General features: G+C 33.6%; 10 protein-coding genes. All 10 read right to left on the bottom strand.

Features of this window, described 5'->3' with window-relative positions; genetic code table 11:
- Positions 1–4: 4 nt before the first annotated feature.
- The gene (locus APR43_RS14135) at positions 5–832 is read right to left on the bottom strand and encodes a DUF6734 family protein (RefSeq protein ID WP_053470593.1); all 828 of its coding nucleotides are present in this window, start codon (positions 830–832) and stop codon (positions 5–7) included.
- Entirely contained in the window at positions 829–1407 is a 579-nt protein-coding gene (locus tag APR43_RS14130) for a hypothetical protein (RefSeq protein ID WP_053470592.1), read from the bottom strand. The genes APR43_RS14135 and APR43_RS14130 overlap by 4 nt, the downstream gene beginning before the upstream one ends.
- A gap of 11 nt (positions 1408–1418) precedes the next feature.
- On the bottom strand, positions 1419–3179 hold the full coding sequence (locus APR43_RS14125) for a contractile injection system tape measure protein (protein WP_053470591.1): 1761 nt from the start codon (positions 3177–3179) through the stop codon (positions 1419–1421).
- Positions 3163–6609 (bottom strand): hypothetical protein, encoded by a 3447-nt coding sequence (locus APR43_RS14120; protein WP_053470590.1) that lies wholly within the window; start codon positions 6607–6609, stop codon positions 3163–3165. The genes APR43_RS14125 and APR43_RS14120 overlap by 17 nt, the downstream gene beginning before the upstream one ends.
- A gap of 11 nt (positions 6610–6620) precedes the next feature.
- Entirely contained in the window at positions 6621–9323 is a 2703-nt protein-coding gene (locus APR43_RS14115; protein WP_053470589.1) for a hypothetical protein, read from the bottom strand.
- Entirely contained in the window at positions 9311–12721 is a 3411-nt protein-coding gene (locus APR43_RS14110) for a baseplate J/gp47 family protein (protein WP_053470588.1), read from the bottom strand. Before APR43_RS14110 ends, APR43_RS14115 begins: the two co-directional genes overlap by 13 nt.
- Positions 12722–12733: 12 nt before the next feature.
- Positions 12734–13144, bottom strand: coding sequence for a GPW/gp25 family protein (locus APR43_RS14105; protein ID WP_053470587.1), 411 nt, complete (start codon positions 13142–13144; stop codon positions 12734–12736).
- Positions 13145–13146: 2 nt separating this feature from the next.
- Positions 13147–13437, bottom strand: coding sequence for a PAAR domain-containing protein (locus APR43_RS14100; RefSeq protein WP_053470586.1), 291 nt, complete (start codon positions 13435–13437; stop codon positions 13147–13149).
- Positions 13438–13641: 204 nt separating this feature from the next.
- Positions 13642–15387 (bottom strand): type VI secretion system tip protein VgrG, encoded by a 1746-nt coding sequence (gene vgrG, locus APR43_RS14095; protein ID WP_053470585.1) that lies wholly within the window; start codon positions 15385–15387, stop codon positions 13642–13644.
- Positions 15388–16083, bottom strand: coding sequence for a CIS tube protein (locus APR43_RS14090; RefSeq protein WP_053470584.1), 696 nt, complete (start codon positions 16081–16083; stop codon positions 15388–15390).

The raw sequence follows: 16083 nt of genomic DNA, 5'->3' as shown, positions 1-16083 counted from the left end.
GTTTTTAAAAGATACCTTCTTTTTCTAATGCATTTTTTACTTCTTTGTACCAATACGGAAACAATTTAAAAAGCCTGTTTTCTATTTCCTGAACAATGTCACTTCTATATTTTTTTTGACCTACAATGTGTGAGTAACCCATTTTATCTGCCAGCTGAAAATTTTCGAACAATGTTTTTTTCCACAGCAATAATGTTGGTTTAATATTATGATGAGCTAATAATGACGCAAGATTATATTGTTCTAAAACAATGCAGGGTTCTATTTTTGCTATTTTTGGATTATGATTTTTTATAAAAACTTCTTCTAAATCATAAAAAACTTTTAAAAACTGGTCCCGAAGTTCCAAATCTCTAAAACCTAATACACCACAGTTAAATGCATATCCTAAATCTGGTTTCCAATGGTCTAAATGTTGAGTATATTTATTAAAAAAATCTACACGGTATTGGTACATACCATATAATTCGTAATCGTTTTGTTCAACAATTACCTTATCAAAATCAAAATTTATTTTTTTCTTTATAAAGACATCATTGTCAAGATGCACAAAAGGTTTGGTTTGTTTTTCCATCACATCAATTTTCGATTTCATCCAAATAACTTTGTCTTTATTACTGTTAATTTTAGTAACTCTGCAAGGAAGCATATAAAGAAACTTATACGAAGTGTCATCAGCATAAAGTTCGATATCCTGATACCATAAATGGCTGTATAGTATACTTAATGCAGTCGAATAAATTGTTTCTTTAAATTTATTCCCTTGATTCCATCGATTATTACTAACAGGAAATGCATCTAAGCTGTAAATTATTCTAGGTTCTTCCTTCATAAAATATTTTTTTTAATAGTATGAATTAAGTTTTTCTCTTCCAGAAAAGTTACATTGTTGTACAAAGAAGCTTTTCGGCTGTGTTTATATAATCGTCTCCATTCGTAATTTATTCCTGCTATTTTCGAGGTTTTTAGATGTATCTCATTGTTATGAAATTTTTTCATTTCATTAAATGAGGAGTGCCATACCATTTTGCCCAAAAGAGGTGATTGGGTAAGGCTTAATCTCGAAAAATCATTGGGGAAATTATCTACATTTATTTCCTTACCATAGATTTTGAATTTATAAACCAATGTTTCTCCGTTTTTGGTTCTGTAAAATTTAGAGGTATATCTCTTTATGTCAACTTTATTCTTAATTGGGTTTAAATCTTCTTCGTTTTCATACATTATATCCAAATCATTTACACGCATTTGATAGTACTGACGAAGGTTCAAATAATCGGCGATTCCTCCGCAAAAGGCGATTTTCGATAAATCAAGATTATCGAATACAAATCCTAACGCTTTTTGCTGTTCAATAAAAATATTTTTTTTATCGTATTCTAAAAAAGAGGCATTCTCAATATTCATACTTTTAATTTTTACCAGTTAACATATATGATTCGTTTTTTCCAGACCAATTTTATTATGCTCAAATTCCAGCTTAATTTGTCTAATAAAATATCTTGTGTTTTTCGCTCTATAATTATTACCGGACTGTCGTCTCCATTAATATTCAGTTTTCCGGGGCGTTGCAAAAATTCGTTTTGCAGCAATTCTGCCGATGATGTTTTCATTATATCCCAATTGCTTAATACCGCCTGAAGCATTGCTTCTCCTTCTTTTTTCATTTCTTCAGAGAGTAGAATGTTTCTTTCTATAGGTTGCACTATTGGAATATTACATAAGAATTTTTCAAAAGCCATAGCGTTCTCATAATCCTGTTCTTTTCCTGTGGCTATATAATGCAAAAGGTGCGTGGCAACTTCGGGATTATTTATAGTATTGTCTTTATTGAGCAGTTTGCAATTATCAAAAAGGGATTTCAAAAAGGGATGAATCAATACTAAACCCGCATTGTCAAGATATAATTCGCTAATATCTGCAGCTAATATTTCTTGTTCTTTTTCTTCTTTTTCAAAAGAAAGCTCTTTTTTATCGATTACTTCTTCGTGATCATCCGGAGTTTTTTCTTTTGAGTTATTTGATAATGATTCGACATTTTTATCGTCGCTTTGAATATTTATCTCTTTTGTCTCTTTGTTTTTTGACAAAATCAAATCCGGATCGGGCGATGTCTTTTCATTATTTTCCTGAATTTTTTCTGATTTTATTGTTGTTTCAGTTTCTATTTCTGTCTCTTTCTCTTTTTCTATCTCTTTCTCCATTTTTATTGAAGCTTGGTTTTTGAGAAAAGTTTCTTTTCCTGTTTCTTTTTCTTTTAAAATAATGTTGTCTAATTTTTTTTCGATAATCAAAACAATAGCATCAAGATTAGCCAGCAATTCCAGTTCGTTTTGGCTTTCAATCTGATTTTCAATTTCTTTTAGAAAAAGTTCTTTGTGTTCTAAAAAGTTCTTCTTTTTATGAAATTCAAATACACTGTAAATCAATTTGGAAAGCTTTTGTTTTACAATTGCATTTTTTGTTTCCAAAAGACTTAAAACAACTATTTCCCACATTAAAAATCGTTGATTAGGAATCAATTGATTTTTTGTAATACTGGTTTCAATGTGTTTTTTTATAGTTTCAATCCTGTTTATTTTGGCATTGCTGTCGGCACTATTTTTTTTAAGCAATATCCCTTTTTTAATAATGGTTACAATTTGGCTGTCACTAAATTGTTTGATAAACCTTGTTCTTACAATTGGTTTTTGGACTGCATTTATCCACTTAAAAGAAAAGGTTTCATCATTTAGGATTTCATCAAATGTGGTGTCATCTACTATTTTAAAATCAGGATTTAAAGTTGTCCACCAGGCATTTGTGCCAGTTTCCAGGAAATAAAAAAAGCTTTCTATTTCTTTTTCTTGTGGTTTGATGAGTTTATAGCCTTCTATATTTGCATCTTTTTTTTCAAAAACTTCTTCAACTTGTTTTGTGATTTTGTTTAGGATTTGCCCTTTAAAATCTTCAAAATCCAAATTTTGATTGATGGAAATATCAAGATTAAGTTTATCTAATTGTATGCTGTGCGAAGGATTTTTTGAATCTAATTCATTAAAATAATTTTCTAAAAACGAGAATATTTCCTTTTGTAAAAACGCATCAATATTGTCCTTGAGATAATACCCTTTTTCTTTAGAATTGGTATTTATCTCAAGGAAAACTTTATTGATTATATGTTTATTTGAATTTACCATCAGATGTAAGGTCTCCTATTTGTATATTTAAATTAGTCAGTATAAAATCGACTTTTGGGAATACTTTTAGCATGCTTGCTAAAAAGTCTTTCAATGATCCGTCCTTATCGGCATTGAATTTTATTTCTACGAAACTTTTAAATAAATTATTAAAAAGTAATCCTGCCGGGAAAATTTGTTTTTCAGAAGCCTTAAGCGTTTCCGGATCCTGACATCTTAAAATAGTGTAATACAATGAAGTATTTAGCTTTATAAGTGTTTGTACCGCAGCAATCTGATTTAAATTTTGCAATTTAATGGCAGCGGCAACAACTGTGGATATAGAATTGAAATATTCCTGTGTGAACAATCCGGATATTTTAGCATTTGACTTACCGTTGATGTAACTCGCAAGATCTTTTTGAACATCGAGAAATCTGCTTTCAGTATCAGAAATGAAGTTAACAGTTTCCTTATTGAATTTATTTATATCGGAAGTTTCTCTTAAATTGGTAGTCGTTTCAATTGCCTCTTTCACAAATAAATCGGCATTGTCAAGGCATATATTTACTTCAGGCACTTTTCTAAACTCAATTAATTTTGGCCCATCAGTTACTGAGCCACATTTGCCTTCGGCAGTTAATGCAACGAAAATAGAAGGTTGATTAAATGAAGAAACTAGCTTTATTATTGGGTCTTTTTTATCCGTACTTATTATTTCCTTATCAATTTGCCAAGTATAAGTTGCGGCATTTAAAGAGTTGTTGGTTAAGGTTAGATTTCCCAATGGATCGATAACAAAAGCAAAACTTGCAGTAGGCAGATCTAAAAGTGAAATTACAAGATTAGATGGTTTGCCGTCGATCAAAATGGTTACGCTTGTTACACCCGAAGGAACACCAGCCGGATTAAACTGAACTCCCCCTCTTGTTGTTACAATTCCTTCTCCAGAAATAACGGCCCCTTTTATATTTGGTTCAAGGGTAAGGATCACCGGTTTATCGTTTCTGCAAAAAGATACTTTGTTTACTAATTTTCCATCTACCAGTACTTTTGGGTCTTCAATTTCAAAACTCACAGGATGACTAACTTGAAATCCGCAGTTACCATTATCTGCATTAAGAGTAACATCAAATGTGAATTTTTTTTGCGATTCACTATTATACTTGTAGGTGTGTTTTATTTCTGTTTTATCATCTGCTACAAGAGTGGTTTTATCCCCAAAATCCCAGATATATTTATTGCCCTCAATATTTTCTCCGGTTACGGTAAAAGTAACTATGGTTTCGCTAATTCCTGAAGGTTTTAAAGGAACAGCAACAAAATCGAATTTTGGTTTTTCAAAAATGGTTATGGCACATTCAGTATCAAAATTATTAACCGTAAATGTTATGGTTTGGCCTATTAACTCTTTACTGACTAAATTTGGATCAAAAACAAGTAATCCATATTCATTTACCGTTACTCCTCCGTTTTGATCACGTCGAACATTGGCTTTTACATAACCTCCAGCTGGAGATACTTTGAAAGGCAGAGGCGGTGTTTTGCTGTCAAAGCAAATTTTATCTACTGGTAAAGTAAGCCCTATATTGTTTTCATCACAACATAAATACGGCAGCGAAAAATCAGCAACAACCGGATTTAAAATTGGAATGCCTTCAGCAAATTTTTCAAAGTCACCAGTTAAAGATAGTCTGCGGCTTTTATTATAATAAGGTATTTTTTCTTCCAGATATATCATTATAAATGTACCGCCGGGAACTACGCCTGCTTTATGCTCGTAACCATGGTTTTTGTTGAGGTAATATTGGGTGAACTTTTGGATCGTTTTATCCTGTTCATCAGCATTTACTGCCAGGATCATTATATTAAATCCCAGTCCGTTTTCTAATCTAATTTGTTGAATATCTTTTAGTGCCTCTTTGTAATTGCGACCCTGATGTCCTTCAATTCTATAAAAATCACTATCAAGATGAATTTCGAGCGGTTTTTTAGTATTCAATAAATCATCATGGTAACTAACATTGTTTTTTTGTAATCCTAAAATAGTTTTATCAAAATCCCAGGCGTTAATAAGCAAATCGTTTACATTATTGTAAAACGGAATGGCTTTTTTGCCCAATTTACCTAATTGTAAAGACGGTGTAATTTTTATATCCTCATATAAAGGATTGTAGTTTTCTAATAATTGTGCGCTTCGCAGTATAAGACTGTAGATTCTTTGTCTGGCTGTGTCTTCGCCGTAGCATATATTAATTTCATCTGCTTTTTCCTCTTTTTTCTTTTTTTCTGAATCTTCACCAGGAACGGCATCATCTGCAAGGCAGTCATTACAAGTGCTAAGGCTTTCTCCTGTAAGCAAAGGCGATTTGTAAAAAGCATGGCGGAATTCAAAACAAGGTTCTGTTTTTATTAGCTCGCCCAGCATTAAGTGTTTTGGAAAAGCATTAATATCTGGAGAACAATAACTATCATCTATAGTCAGCAGCAGTGCTCTGGTTTCGTTATAAGTATCTACAAGATCGTTAAGAAGATCATATAGATATTGAAAATCGGGAGGAAGTACCGGGTTTCCTTCAAAATTAAATAGTTCAGCTATCTTTTTTTGAATAGCATCTGAAATGATTGGCATATTTAAGCCTGTCAACAGTTTATTGTAGCCTTCCTGCAAATTTTTAACAACATCGTTTTTGAAAATTCCTTTGGTAAAAGTTTGTTTTATAGCATCAAGATGGACAAAATCTTCTTTTTTTAGTACAATTCTGTTTGATTTTAAGTCTGGCAAATTATAGTATAAATTAGAATAATTGATTTTGCCAATCATGCTGTCATAATTCATTATTTGTGTGGCAACGTCTTTGCTGACAATTAAAACTTTATAATTGCCCACAATTTCTAATCCCTGATTGTCACACGAAAGACTTACGCAAAGGTCAGATTCTTTTTCATAGGACTCCAGATACAAAAGAATTACGGCTTCTTTAAACTCAAATTTTGTATTTGCAGCAAATTCTGCTAAAGAAAAATAAGGGTCTTTTTCTTTTTTTTGCTGTTCTTCTGTCAAGAGTTCAAAAAGAGCCCATTGCTTGCTTGGACCATCATAAAAAAATGGTTTATAAGCCGCTTTTGTATTGTCATAAATTTTGCAATGTGTATAGGTTTTAGAATCAAAATCAATTTTTTTGTTTCCTAATGCATCTGCCTGATATAATTTAAAAAGATCACCATCAGTAGTAACACCAGTTCCCTGCGTTATTGAAATAGTTTTTTTATCCTCATTATAAGCCGGATAAAGTCCGCAAACTATACCAACGCCACTCAGGTAAATGCGGGACAGGCGATCCTGATCGTCAAAAAAATCTACTACCTCATTAAGGTTTCCTTCTGTAAGTACCTGATTCTTTGTGAATCGACGGTATTGTGTTGTTATTGTTGAAAGTTTTGCTGACATGGCAATAGTTTTTATAGTGATCCTAAATTCGTTTTTCCTAGTATAATTTTATCTGACAATCGCTCGTTTTCATCGCTGCAGTTAAACAGTCGTCCTGTTGGGTAAACATTGTCGAGAACGGTTAACGCTTTAATGAAGCTTATTAATTGGGGTTCTGGCTGCTCCTGATTCAAATCAGTTTTGGCGAACAAATAGTCTTTATATGTTTTTTCAAATTGAACAAGCTGGTTTTCTGCGGGGTCTTTTACATCTTTTTCCCTATATCCAATCCAGCATATTTTTGCCAGTACATGCGCTGGTAATTCTTCCTTAATTATTTTTTCGATATAATTTCTAAAATCGGTATTGGCAAATCGCAATGTATATCCCGGCAATACTACACTTACACGATAGGAGTAGGGATCTATTGGTTCGCAATTATCACATTCATCAGCGCAGATAGGCATGAAAGTATCCGGATTTACGGTTGTTTGATTTACATCCGGGCGAAGCATCATATGTTCTATCAAAAACATTCCTTCTTCGGTAAAATCTTCTTTCATGAAGTGAATCAAGTCCAGAATCGATTTTTCTAAATCCTTCAAATCAGTATAGTATTCAAATCTGCGGGCAATAATGCGGTTTGGATTTTTCTTGTCTTTAATTGCCGGATTTATAATATCATAGGAATATTTTCCGGCATCTGATTTTTGAATTAAAATATTGTCAACAATAGATAAATCTGTGACTGTGCCGTTTTTAAACGCCTCTTTTATTTTATATTCCCTAGTTTGGATAATTTGAAGTACGGCAAAATAAAGTTCTTTATTTGCTGCCGAAGTATCGAAATATTCTGCTGTTGAAGAAAGCACAATTTCCTTATTAGTGTCTACAATACGCCATCTATAAACAGATTGATTGTCTGTATCAATAAAATTGTACATTTCGACAAATGAATTAGAAAGGTTCCTGCGACTGTAATCTTTAATACCAATGAGTCTTGAAATCCTTTTTTCGGCTCCCGAAACATTATTCGTATCCCATAAATTGGCAGTAGGTTGTTTGTAATAATCAAAAGCATTGCCGCGCTCTTTGCTTACTACTTTATAATCTTTCAAAAAGTTTTCTTTGTCACGCAATACAACTTGATCTGTAGTGTTGCCGTAAATGGTTTTGTTGACAAATACGTATTCTGAAAAATTTTCGGCAAAACGGGACAAGAGGTGATCTAAAATTTTATTTCTTCGTTCGATATTATTGTCCTGCTGATCAAAAAGCAGTGCTGTAATCGTTTCATCATTGTAATCTTCATATCCGTTTACAATGTCATCAGCGCCTTCAATATCTTTAACGACTTGCGTAAAAAGGGTTCGGGACAAGTTCCCGCTTACAGAAAGCAATTCGTTTACCTTGCCTAATTGTTTAAAATAACTTCCTAATATCTGATCAAAAAATAAAAGATATCCTTTTAATTGTTTTGCTTTAGATTTACGTTCAACCGATGATCTGGAAGGAAGTCCAACTTCGCCAATACCATAAGTTTCAGGGAAATCATTTTGTATGGTTGTATAAAAATCGGTGTTCAGATATTCGCCATTTGGGATATCTAATTCTTTATCCTGACTGGCGTTTGTTGTCGCTTTATCTTTTTCTGCTTTTATGGCGTCTAAATAAATTTTTACCTGAGCCTGATTGATATTAAGTGGCAACAATCCTTTGTTGTAATTAAAAACACTTTTAGCACAAACAACAGGCTTTTCATAAGGTGAAAGGCAAATAAGCCATTTGTTTTCGAGATCATCACCTCCGCAATTTCCTAAAGAAATATCTTTAATTAAGATTACATCTGGAACTGACATTATTATTCTCATGATATCTGAAAGACGTACTTCGTTTCTCAAATCGGCTGTAAGCAATTCTTTTGTATCAATAAAACCATTCTCTAAAGATGGACCATCAAAAATTTCCAAAGTTGAATATCCTTTCTCAATCATTTGTTTTAGAGAATAAAAATTGACGGTTGTCGATAAGTAACTTTCCAGAGCGTCAATAACATTTGCATGAACCAATTCTTCATCGGCTTCAGTATCTACTTCAATATCTGCACATATTTTTATAGGGTAGTCTACCACTTTTTTTATTTCAACAAGATCTTCACAAAGGTTTCTGTTTGCATGATACTGCTTTCTTATTTTTTCTTTAACAGCTTCTATTTCTGAAGGTTTTGAGCTTTCAAAATCTACATAAAGATCATATAAACCATTGAGCTCAAAAGATTTTCTTAAATTATCTGGCAGGTTTTCATAATCTTTAATATCATAAGAAAGTTTATCTTTTTTGCAATCTACATATACTGTTTTTTTATGTTTTGCAAGCCAGCAGTTTCTAACTCCTTTTATGTCTATAAATAGTTTTCTATAATCATTTTGCGTGACTGGACTTGATGACAATACTTCTGAGGCTTTAAAAAACTGTTTTGGAATGCCTTTATTAATGTCATTAGATTCTAAGATATTTTCTATTGGGAGATTGAGTCTCATTCCAAGATCAGAAATGGCGTAGCAAAGCATCTCCAGCATCGTAATTCCCGGATCATGCTCATTAAAATCAGTCCAAAATTTACTGCCAAAAGATTCGATATATTCGATTCCTTTTTTTCTCAAATAAAAGAAATCCAAATCGTCCTCAGTTGCTGATTTTTTAGGAATGGTGATATGTTGGTTTAGTATCGACATTTTTCAGGTTCTTCTGGGGTTGTTATTGTACAAGTTATTATGTCAGTGCTGATAATGTGGTTTTTAACAGAGACTAAAATGTTTTTTGGGCTTGATGGGGACAGCGTAGTTAAAAAGTCTAAAAGATGTACATTAGCCTTGTTGTTTTCTGTATCTTCTAATGGCTTAGGATGTTCCTTATCTGTTTTCTTATCGATATATATTGCCATTTCAAGCGTAGATAAAAAATCTACGTAATATAAATTTTCGATATATTCAATTACTATACTTCGCTGCAGTTCAACTCCAAATATGATTTGTTTAGAGGTATCAAATGCCCAGGGAGATAAAAACTTTATAAGATCTTCGTTGAGCTGTTTCTTGTAAAAATTCTCATCGTATTGTGGATAAAACTTTACATCCAGTTTTATTATAACTTTTTCATAATCAGGATTAATAACTTTTGCAGACACTTGCATTGAGTTTTTAGAATTAATAAAACTCTCTATGCTGTTCAATGTGGCTGTGCTTACTCTTGGCTCATAAATATCGAATACATTTTTGTCTATAATATCCGGAATTACTACCAGCGTTACTTTTCCCGGCGATAAAAACGAGGTATTTGTACCCGAAATAAAAGTATGATTAAGACATTTTACTCTAAAAACAGATGGAAATTCCTGTAAAATAAGATGCTCATAATCCCAAAGCGTTATAGCTCTGTTTTTGTGACGCAGGCGTTCACTTACACGGAGATAATAGGAGGGATCAGATTCCAATGGTTTTCCATCAAATGAATTAAAGGGTTGTTCAATACTTTTAATCTGCGGAACTCTGGTAATTAATTTAGATATTGTTTTGGCAGGTAATGTGCTGTCTAAATGAGCTAAATTGTTGTTGTTATCAAAAAACTGGGCGGTAACAACCTGAGTTTTTACATCGATAACTTTGCAAACTGCATCATAATCTTTGTGCATTTTTGCTTTTACCCAAATGGTATCGGCTGGAAACAATGTATTGTCATTAGTTGCCTGCTTTGGAATGCTAAATTTTACGATACCCGATTTTAAAAAGTTATCGATACCATTTGCTAAAATTTCCTTATCCAGATTTTTCCAATAATTATCGCATAATATATACCATTCTACTTTTTGTTTTCCTGTAAAAGTGGGAACGCTGATATTTTCGCTTCCTTCTAATATTTGAAATAATAATGAAATTTGCTGTTGTATTTCGGCATCCTGAAGCCCTACATAAAATTCGCCTCCATCGCAATAATCCGGAACCAGACAATTTGTAGTTGGCGTGCCGGTCTCTAAAATTTCTTTATTGATGGCTTGTTTTTTCAAATAAGAATGCTCTTCACGCTGACCAAAAGGAGCTTCATGAAACAATTTTATTCGGTTAGACTGGTAGGCAGAAATACTAAAATCAGTAGTTTCTTCGGCAGAATAATTCAGGCTTATACTTTCTACAACCGGAGTGTAAGGCTCATTTGGGATAGGCGTTGTTGGGTCTGTCGCCACATTCATTATGGCCAAAGTATATATTTTTGGAAATAACGAATGTAAAAATGATTGATTTAATGTCAATCGTATAGGACCGCTTTTGTCAATGCCATAAGTGTTCCCTTTTACATTGATATTACATTCATATACTTTATCACCATCAGTATCATCAAATAAATTGACAATTTTATTTTGTTCATCCCAAACTTCTTTGTTTAAAACAGATAATGTTGCTTTAAAATAGCCCTCTTCAACAATTGGATCATTTGGGTTTATTTCAGGTGGTTCGGGTGTTTCTTCAACAGCTTCTATTGCATCATTAATTTCTATAGGAGCTTTTATTTCTGAATTGTTTTTTTTAGGAATTCCATCTTCAGGCTGGTTGGCATGCATTATTTTTTTAACGCTGTCCTTGATGAAAATGGCATCAAGAAAAATCTGTTTACTTATGGTTTCAAGAAAACTATTTTTGTAGGCTGCGTAATGAGTTTCAAATGATAATGGAGTGTTTTTCCACTTGATGTTAATATCTGCATCTATCCATTTTTTAGAAAATATTTCGGGATAGTCTATTATAAAGGAACTGTTTTTTTCAGGTTGAGGTGTAAAAGGGTAAAAGGGTTTTGCTGCATTAAGTAAACCGTTATCACTTTCTAATAATAGCGATTTTACATCCTTAACCTCAACTTTTGTGGTAATGCTGGTGATTGTTTTTGTTACTAAAGCTCTAAAAAGAGTATGCCCTTTTACATCTTGTGTATTGATTAAAAATCGAATTACAGGAAGTTCTGTCGAGAAAAATTCGCCTAAAACTTTCTGGTCGTAGTTCACAATAGCCGGATCATCTTTTGGTACCTGAAAAACCAATCTTAATTTGTTGGCACCAATGCTGGAAGACTGATTTCCAGTCTTAAAAAGAACAGATGTACTAAGCTTAAAATTTCCAATCCATCCTTTTTTTCCACTATACAGAATGCTGATGTTTTTTAAAAGATCATCTACATTAAATGGATTCTGAAAAGTTAAATTTTGATCAAAAGTAATTGTGATGTCAATATTTCTATCGCCTTCCTTAAGATTAAATAATTCTGAAGCTATTGCAAAACCTAATTTTGCATCGTCCAATTCCGGGTATTTCTTTTCATTAGATGTATATCCGAAAGGAAACCAATACGGAGCTTCTTCTTTTAGCGGTTCCCCTTTTCCGTCAAGGGAATTGGCAATTTGACTGCATTTTATTTCGCCCAAATCAACATCATTATAAACGTTTTTTAGATACGCTATATGGGCTTTATTGGCAATAAATTCTTCTGTGGTTTTGTATATTAATTTTTTGCCATCGGGGTCTTTTCCAGCATCAAGTTCTGTATTTACGGCTATTTTTTCTTCGGCTATTTTTTTTGCAAGCTCAAAAATAATACTCACCTTATCCGCTTTTGCAGGCAGTTTTTCGATTTGCAGTATGTCTTTATAAAAAAAGTCTAAATGCTTTTTTGTAATAAGATTAAGTTTGTTTTGGGATAATTCCAATAATTTCAGGAAACACACAAACAATGTCATGTGAGGCGTAAGGTCCTGATTGAGATTAGAAGTAGATAATGTTTTGGTAATGCTTTCTTTTAAAACAGCATATTCTTTTTCTGTTCTTTTCGGAATACCATCCGGATGATCATTTTTTGAAAAACCGAAATAGGTAAAAAATTCCTGCCAATCGCCTTCTGGAGTTTTATCGTTATTCGTGTCGAAAAAGTTGACTTGTTTTGCAAAGTTATAAGCAAATAACAGCCAGTCTTCAATAGTAAAATCATGAAGTTTCAGGTTGCCCGGCTCTAGTGAGTCACTAAAGCGTTCTTCCTGATTAACTCCATTTCTTTTAAAAATAACATTGTCTATTTGGCTGTTGGTACTCATAGTTATAAACTTTTAAATATTAGTGCCTTCTCCTTTGTAAAATGGATAAACTAGATTGCTTCTTGAGTTTGTACTTCTTATTCTGTAATCGATTATGACCAATAATTCTCCTTCTAAATCATCGCCTTGTGTGATGTCAATTTTGTCAACATCAATTCGGGGTTCGTAATATAAAATGGCCGTTTTTATTAGTTCTGAAACATAAGTTTTTAGTGTTCTGTCTAATGTTTCAAACAGTAATTCGTCCATATTGCAGCCATATCTGGGAAGCATAATACGCTCACCTATTTTGGTAGAAAGCAATATCTCCAGACTGCTTTTAATATCTGCCTCGTCAGATGTCATTACGACTGCTTTAGTGTTCTTTTTAAACTCTGGCGGAAAACTCCATCCAGTACCTAAAAAAGCTTCTTTACTTTCCATAATTAACCTATTAAAACGGTTGGACATCCTATTACAATTGTTCCGCCATGCGCAGTTGAATCTCCCATTCTTGCGGCTGGTTTTCCTCCAATAAGCACTGTGGCTGAGCCTGCTATAATACTATCAGGTGGACCTGTACAAGTGATCATATCTCCCAAACAGGCTGCTGGCTGACCGCCTATCAATACTGTAGGTGCGCCTGGCGGCAATATTGGCCCGCCTACATGAGGAACAGTTGCTGTTACCATTGGGCAAACATGCATATCGTTGATTCTTGCGGCTGGTGCTCCCATAATTGTAATTATTAAGTTAGTTGTAATTATTTTAACACATAGAAACATAGTTTTCTGTAGCTTTAAAAAAAAGGCGTTTCACTAATTTAAATGCACATAGTTTAGCTATGTGTGGAAACTTGTTTCTTTTACTTTCTTTTTTCGACATAAAAACCTATGTTTCTATGTGTTAAAAGATTTTTAATGGAAAGCAATAGAAATAATTTAATTTATCTGAACAATGCTGCCTTTTACAATCGCTACTGCTGCCGACGACATTTCTGCGCCAGCACTGCCTTCGGCTTTAAATTGGGCGGTTGCTTTTAGATTTACATTGGTGCCTTCAATTTTTACATCGCCTGTTGCTTTTATTGAAATATCGCCCGCACTTTCCATCTTTATTCCTGCGCTGTCGATGGTAATCACATTAGAGTTTTCGTCTTCAATAACTATAGATCCTTTGTCTTCATCGAGTGTTATTTTTTTGCCTGCCGGAGTTTCAATGGCTATCGATTTTTTATCATCATCAAAGAGCACTTTCATTTCGCTTCTTGTAAAAATCCCTTTTTGATGGTTATCATCAGCTGCTTTTAGCGGAGCAGGTTTTGCGCTGCTGTGGAGCATTCCTAATACAATCGCATCATTAGGATCTTCGTTGATGAAGCCAATAATTACTTCGTCTTCAATTTCAGGTCTAAAAAAAGTTCCTCTGTTGTCACCTGCATCAAGGGCAGCAACTCTGCACCAAATACCTTGTTCTTCGTTATTGATAATTGGTATTTTTACCAAAATTCGGTCTTCACCATCGGGATCGTCCTGAAGTTGGGTTACAATACCAATATGAAGTCCTTTTATGGATGGAATTATTCCTGAAGCCGACGGTGTATTGACATCATAAGTTTCAGAAAACCATTCTGGATTTAATCCAAACTGCGCGTTTACAGTCCAATTACCGTTTGCAATTTCATGGAAAACTCCTGTAATGTATGCTTTGCCATTAAAACGATCTCCTACGCCTTCAAGTGTAATAATCGTGTTGGGTTTTACTGCGGGAATGCCTTGAAATTTTACTCTTCCGCGAACTTTTGATAGTTGTTGAAATAATAATTTAGCATCAGCCCAATCTTGCAATTCGGTATCGGTAACGTGACCGCCGTGGCGCAATTCCAAATTTTCAAGCTTTACTATATCGGATAAATCCGAAGGAGATAAATTTCCGTTTAGGCTTACGCTGGGATCTTTGGCTTCGATTTCTAATAATTCCTGATTGGATGCATTCCAACTGTAGGATGAAACTTTGGCAAACTGATTTCGAGCATCAATTTCGGCATCAAAATCGAGCATACTCGAACCAAAAGAAACCGTTTCAACTGCTTCAGAAGCCAAATCTGGTTTTTTAATCGAGATTTTGCCGTTTTCAACAAAACATAATTTTCCATTGGCTTGCGCACGGGAGACAATAAAATCCCAATCGGAAGTATTGTACTGCACTAACTCTTTGTGGCTATAATTAGTGCTTTCTACATCTTTTTCTAATCCGTAAGTGCCTATAATGTCTTCAAAAGCATCGCTGTCTTTTACGTCATAAAAATATTTGCTTTTTCTGCCAATGGTCATTTTTACAGCTTCGTCTTTGCATTCCACTATTAACAAGGACGAATTGTCTTTTATTTTTATGGAATGTTTTACAACTATTCCTTTGTAAATGGTTTCTTCGTCACTGTGATAGCCAGCTTTTATTTCTATTTTTTTTCCCGGAATGAGCAAATCTTCATTGCTCAATTTAAAATCTTGTGAGGCAGCATCTCCATCAGTCAAAATAATTTGCGCCATCGGTATTCTATTCACCTCATTATGAACTACAATGCTCATTACTTGGTAAATGCCAGACAGCTCAGTTCCCTCAATGAGCAATTTGTGCGTTACTAAATCTGCACTTTTACTGGTTTGTATGACGCCGCTATTGTTCATCTATTGTTGTTTTTGTAGAGGAGGGAAAAATATTTTTTGACCAATTTTTAATTTTCTGAAATTGATAAGCTTGTTGGCTCTTGCTACTTCGAGATAATATTTTGAATCACCATAAATTTTAAAAGACATTAAAGGAAGCGTATCGCCTGCTTTTACAATTCTGGTATGTGTTAAATCAGGAGATTGATTGTTTTGCTGTTTTGCTCTTAACTCATCCTCAACAACTCCTTTGAATTTTCCTTTTGCAATGGCTCTAATTGGTGTTCCATCTGGCCTGAAAAGTTTATACTCAATAGTCATTTCTGTGAGAGATCCTTTAAACAGCAGACTTCCCCAGGCAATTTTTAAATAGTTTGGCTTATGTTCTGTGCCATTATATTCTAAAATAACCTTTCTAAAATGCTCAATGTCTTCAATAACACCATTTTCGGTAGTTTCCTTGCCGGCAATAACACCTGTTCGGTCAAAAACAAAATCCAATTCTAATTCCTCCGGAGCAATTGCTGTAAATCTTGGCGCAGGACTGCTTGTTCCGGGAGCTTGCGTTGTATCTTGCTCTATCTTGTAATGAAAAGTATATTTTTCGGGATTCATCAGAGTAATGAACTCTTCAATATCCGAAATTGGATTGTTGAATTGAGGATCGCTGTAAGCAATGATCTTCAGTTTTTTTAATTCACCATTAGTCGTTGTCAT

It is taken from the genome of Flavobacterium sp. NLM, assembly GCF_002210235.1.
GTDB classification, from domain to species: Bacteria; Bacteroidota; Bacteroidia; order Flavobacteriales; family Flavobacteriaceae; genus Flavobacterium; species Flavobacterium panici.
The sequence above is the reverse complement of the archived record's forward strand: the minus strand, read 5'-3'. Positions and strand labels throughout refer to the sequence as shown.

Bases quoted from the DNA above. Each gene is read 5' to 3' on its own strand.
- APR43_RS14135 (WP_053470593.1), bottom strand. From the start codon at position 832: ATGAAGGAAGAACCTAGAATAATTTACAGCTTAGATGCATTTCCTGTT.
- APR43_RS14130 (WP_053470592.1), bottom strand. From the start codon at position 1,407: ATGAATATTGAGAATGCCTCTTTTTTAGAATACGATAAAAAAAATATT.
- APR43_RS14125 (WP_053470591.1), bottom strand. From the start codon at position 3,179: ATGGTAAATTCAAATAAACATATAATCAATAAAGTTTTCCTTGAGATA.
- APR43_RS14120 (WP_053470590.1), bottom strand. From the start codon at position 6,609: ATGTCAGCAAAACTTTCAACAATAACAACACAATACCGTCGATTCACA.
- APR43_RS14115 (WP_053470589.1), bottom strand. From the start codon at position 9,323: ATGTCGATACTAAACCAACATATCACCATTCCTAAAAAATCAGCAACT.
- APR43_RS14110 (WP_053470588.1), bottom strand. From the start codon at position 12,721: ATGAGTACCAACAGCCAAATAGACAATGTTATTTTTAAAAGAAATGGA.
- APR43_RS14105 (WP_053470587.1), bottom strand. From the start codon at position 13,144: ATGGAAAGTAAAGAAGCTTTTTTAGGTACTGGATGGAGTTTTCCGCCA.
- APR43_RS14100 (WP_053470586.1), bottom strand. From the start codon at position 13,437: ATGGGAGCACCAGCCGCAAGAATCAACGATATGCATGTTTGCCCAATG.
- vgrG (WP_053470585.1), bottom strand. From the start codon at position 15,387: ATGAACAATAGCGGCGTCATACAAACCAGTAAAAGTGCAGATTTAGTA.
- APR43_RS14090 (WP_053470584.1), bottom strand. From the start codon at position 16,083: ATGACAACGACTAATGGTGAATTAAAAAAACTGAAGATCATTGCTTAC.